5 protein-coding genes are annotated in these 4,051 nt (G+C 64.6%); 2 read left to right on the top strand and 3 right to left on the bottom strand.

Annotation, left to right across the window (positions count from 1 at the left end; translation table 11 throughout):
• Positions 1-325 precede the first annotated feature (325 nt).
• Both V5A53_RS13440 and V5A53_RS13435 read right to left on the bottom strand, forming a co-directional pair.
• Positions 326-1,096: an NAD+ synthase gene (locus V5A53_RS13440; protein ID WP_332314129.1), complete on the bottom strand. Its 771-nt coding sequence runs from the start codon at positions 1,094-1,096 to the stop codon at positions 326-328.
• 38 nt (positions 1,097-1,134) lie between these two features.
• On the bottom strand, positions 1,135-1,623 hold the full coding sequence (locus V5A53_RS13435) for an adenylyltransferase/cytidyltransferase family protein (protein WP_332314128.1): 489 nt from the start codon (positions 1,621-1,623) through the stop codon (positions 1,135-1,137).
• An 84-nt stretch (positions 1,624-1,707) separates the two neighbouring features.
• Here V5A53_RS13435 and V5A53_RS13430 point away from each other — a divergent pair, with 84 nt between their 5' ends.
• The gene (locus V5A53_RS13430; protein WP_332314127.1) at positions 1,708-2,139 is read left to right on the top strand and encodes an SCP2 sterol-binding domain-containing protein; all 432 of its coding nucleotides are present in this window, start codon (positions 1,708-1,710) and stop codon (positions 2,137-2,139) included.
• Between the two features lie 26 nt (positions 2,140-2,165).
• Here the strand turns inward: V5A53_RS13430 and V5A53_RS13425 are convergent, their stop codons facing one another.
• A complete protein-coding gene (locus V5A53_RS13425; protein WP_442928640.1) occupies positions 2,166-2,357 on the bottom strand; it encodes a DUF7331 family protein in 192 nt (63 codons plus the stop codon).
• A 153-nt stretch (positions 2,358-2,510) separates the two neighbouring features.
• Here V5A53_RS13425 and V5A53_RS13420 point away from each other — a divergent pair.
• A partial coding sequence (locus V5A53_RS13420; RefSeq protein ID WP_332314125.1) for a 3'-5' exonuclease occupies positions 2,511-4,051 on the top strand: 1,541 nt, incomplete at its 3' end.

Raw genomic sequence — 4,051 nt, 5'->3', positions numbered from 1 at the left:
CGGCCGTTCCCTGGCGGAATGAAAGGGCGAGGCGCGGTGGCGTTCATTTTAGTCGCCTCAGCGACCCCTATCCGAACGAAGTGAGGATATGTCGCTGTCGTTCGAAAGGCGCTTCGTGCCTTTCGTGATGTCGTCAGAATCCGGAGGATTCTGACTGCAAGCGGGAAATCTTCGATTTCCCGCAATGACGAGAGAGCTTCGCTCTCTCGAACCAAGCGACCGCCAGCGGGCCGAGGGCTTTCCAGCCGTTTGCGATCAAGCAGTCATCAAATTCCATTTATAAAAGAACCCGAGCCAAAACAGAATCAACCTATCCGAGAGGCGTTCAGTTGGGCATGGACGCAGTCGGCGGCACGTCGCGTTTGTGACCGCTCCCGTCGACCAGATCGGCCAGTCGCTCGGCCGTCTCCCCGTCGACGCCAGCAGAATCTGCCGCCTCTTCGACCCCCTCATCGGCATCCACATACGCTCGAAGGAAGGCATCGATGCTCTCGTATTTCGCTCCGATCTCACCCTCGTCGGTTTGCCCGGCCCAAAGCTCCGCCGTCGGCGTCTTCTCGATGAACTTCTCGTCGACGCCGACGTGTTCGGCGAGGTCGTAGACCTCTGTTTTATAAAGGTCGCCGAGCGGGCGGACGTCGGCGGCGCCGTCGCCGAACTTCGTGAAGTAGCCGAGCAGGTACTCCGAGCGGTTGTCGGGGCCGACGACGAGGCCGTCGTGGACGTTGGCCTCCAGATAGAGGAAGACCATGCGGGTGCGTGCCCGGAGGTTCCCGAGCGAGAGCGTGTCGACGTCGTAGGGCATCCGGTCGGTATAGGCGGCGACGAGCGGGGCGATGTTCGCCTCGCGCCACTCGGCGCCGACGCGCTCACAGAGGTCGCGAGCGTCCTTCATGTTCTCGGGGGCGCTCGGGTGGTCGGGGAGGACGAGACCGGTCACGCACTCGGCGCCGACCGCCTCGACTGCGAGGTGGAGGGCGACGGTCGAATCGATGCCGCCGCTGACCCCGATGACGTAGCGGTCAGCGCCCGGCGGCAGGCGCTCCTCCAGAAACGACACGGCGCGGTCATGGGCGACGGCTGGGTCGACAGCCATATCGGGACGTTCCGCCGCTCGACCCGTAAGCGTGGGGGCTATCCGCTTTCGCGAATGGCCCTCTCGAACTCCGCGATGCGGTCGGCACAACAGTCCGGGGCAAGCGAGCGCCACGATTCGCCGGCGCGTATCCGGCGGCGGATTTCGGTCCCGGAGTACCTGTCGGGCGTGTGCAGTTCCTGCTGGACGATTTCGGCGTCGGTGTGCTCGCGGACGAGTCGCTGGACGAGGTCGTTGCCGGAGATGACCACCTCGGCGCCCGTGCGGTCGACGAGGCGCTCGGCCCAGACCGGATAGCCTGCCTCACCGCGGTCCTCGTCGTGCACCCGGACGACGTCGATGTCCGGGTGACAGCCGCGGATGACGTACTCCCGTTCGTCGGCCGTCAGGGGGTTTTCGGCGGTGCGGGACTTCTCGGGGCTACCGAGGGCAATGACGAGGTCGAACGCCGTTTTATATTCGCTGACGACGCGGTGATGGCCCTCGTGGAACGGCTGGAATCGGCCGAGGAAGACCGCCCGGCGCATACCGGGGCCACGTACGGCTACGGCATAAAGGGGCGTCGCATAACCGGGACAACACCCAATCACGTGTCGATTGTCTGCCAACGCATGGCATACGAATTCCCGACCGACGGTGACGCTTGGATCTCGGAGTACGGCGACCTGCTCGACGCCAACGACGACTACGACGAAGCCGGCGCGGGCTGGGGCGACGGCTTCAACGGCGATTTCCTCTTCGTCGTCGAACCCGACGCCGCCTACGACGGCGAGGAGGTCTACTTCTTCCTCGGCCTGGAGAACGGCGCGTGTACCGCCGCCTACGAGGTCGACGACCCAGAAACCGAGGAGTACGGCTTCGTGTTCCGCGGCCCCTACAGCAACTGGAAACAGCTCTTCGAGGGCAATCTCGGCCCCGTCGACGGGATGATGTCCGGCGCCTTCGAGATCGAGGGCGACATGCAGAAGATCCTCCAGTACAGCGAGGCCGCGGTCGAGATGACCGAGACCGGTCGCGATATCGAGACGAACTTCGAGTACTGACCGCAGAAAGGGTCCCGTCAGCCGCGTCAGGCTGCTTCTTCGAGGTTGACGACGTCCTCGGCCTGCATCCACGCGAGTGGGTTCTCGGCGTCGTAGAATACCACGCCCTCCTCTGTCTCGTACGCCTCCGTCGTCTCGACGGCCTCGGCAACCACCGGTTCGGGGCGCTCCGCTGCGCCCGCACTGTCCTGCTCGCTCGTCGTATCAGGGTCGGGCATGGTGGGTGTCACCAGTTGGCAGTATGATGGTTCTATATAAATCCCTTGTGGCAGTGTCAATCCATGACACGGCCAGTGAGTCCGGCGATGAATTTATAAATCGATGGTGGAACATCGGGGTTTTTACCGAGGAGCGACAAGGCACGCTATCTCATGAAACAGGGGACCCTCGGGGCGTTCGGCGACGACGGCAGCAACGCCGAACGGCCCGCCGAGGAAGCCGCCGCCGTCGCGGGAGGCGACGAGGGCGTCGCCGCCGTCGTCGATACCTCCGAATATCGCTTCCCCGACGCCGACGGTCACGTCGAGTGTTCTGTCACGCAGGTCGACTACACCATCGAGGGACGCGGCGACGACGAACACCCCGTCCTCCACGTCTTCGGCCGCGACGACGAGAACGACCCTATCCACGTCCGCGTCTACGGCTTCAAACCCTACTTCTATACGCCGATCACGGAACTGGACCTCGCGGTCGACGCCGAAGAACCGCTCACCCAGGCCGATATCGTCGATTCCCGTCTCGACCACGACCGCCTGACCGGCGTCGAAACCTACGGCGACCTCGCTGCCGAGGGCTACGATATCGGCGACCACGACGAGCGGGAGGCCGTCGTCTACGAGTCCATCCGTGGCGAGGACCTCCTCAAGGTGTTCGGCCAGACGCCACGGGACGTCGGTGAACTCCGGGACCGCTTCGACCACTACGAGGCGGACATCCTCTTCCCGAACCGCCTGCTCATCGACAAGGACATCACCAGCGGCATCCGGGTGCCGGCCCGCGAGGACGACGGCGGCAGCCTGAAGATCCACCATACCGAACTCGACGCGGTCGATTTCGAGGCCGACACCCGCGTCCACACCCTCGACATCGAGGTCGACGACCGCCACGGCTTCCCCGAGGACGGCGAACAGACCATCATCTGTCTGACCAGCCACGACGCCTACCGCGACGAGTACGTCATCTGGCTCTACGAATCCCCAGAGGGCGTTCCGGGGCCGGAAGCAGTCGAGGGCTACGACCCCCTCGGCGACGGCGAGGTCGACGTCGACATCCGCGCCTTCAGCGAGGAGGCCGACATGCTCGTCGACTACCTCGATTACATCGACGAGACCGACCCCGACGTCCTGACCGGCTGGAACTTCGACGACTTCGACGCGCCCTACCTCATCGACCGCATCGACCGCCTGCAGAGCCGCCACGACCGTCTCGAGTCGGACCGCCTCTCGCGGGTGAACGAGGTCTGGGATTCGGGGTGGGGCGGCCCGAACATCAAGGGCCGCGTCGTCTTCGACCTGCTGTATGCCTACCAGCGCACCCAGTTCTCCGAACTCGACTCCTATCGGCTCGATGCCGTCGGCGAGGAGGAGCTGGGCGTCGGCAAGGAACGCTACACCGGCGACATCGGCGACCTCTGGGAGGACGACCCCGAGCGCCTGCTCGAGTACAACCTCCGGGACGTCGAGCTGTGTGTCGAACTCGACCGCAAGCAGAACATCGTCGAGTTCTGGGAGGAGGTCGCCTCCTTCGTCGGGTGTAAACTCGAGGACGCCACGACGCCCGGCGACGCCGTCGACATGTACGTCCTCCACGAGATTCACGGCGAGTACGCCCTCCCCTCCAAGGGCCAGCAGGAAAGCGAGGACTACGAGGGCGGCGCCGTCTTCGACCCCATCTCCGGCGTCAAGGAGATGGT

Source organism: Natronomonas sp. (assembly GCF_036625485.1).
Lineage (GTDB): Archaea > Halobacteriota > Halobacteria > Halobacteriales > Haloarculaceae > Natronomonas.
Note: the sequence above shows the minus strand (reverse complement) of the source record. Positions and strands in the feature narration are given on the sequence as shown.

Coding starts and splice junctions, on each gene's coding strand:
- V5A53_RS13440 (WP_332314129.1), bottom strand. CDS start 1,096: ATGGCTGTCGACCCAGCCGTCGCCCATGACCGCGCCGTGTCGTTTCTG.
- V5A53_RS13435 (WP_332314128.1), bottom strand. CDS start 1,623: ATGCGCCGGGCGGTCTTCCTCGGCCGATTCCAGCCGTTCCACGAGGGC.
- V5A53_RS13430 (WP_332314127.1), top strand. CDS start 1,708: ATGGCATACGAATTCCCGACCGACGGTGACGCTTGGATCTCGGAGTAC.
- V5A53_RS13425 (WP_442928640.1), bottom strand. CDS start 2,357: ATGCCCGACCCTGATACGACGAGCGAGCAGGACAGTGCGGGCGCAGCG.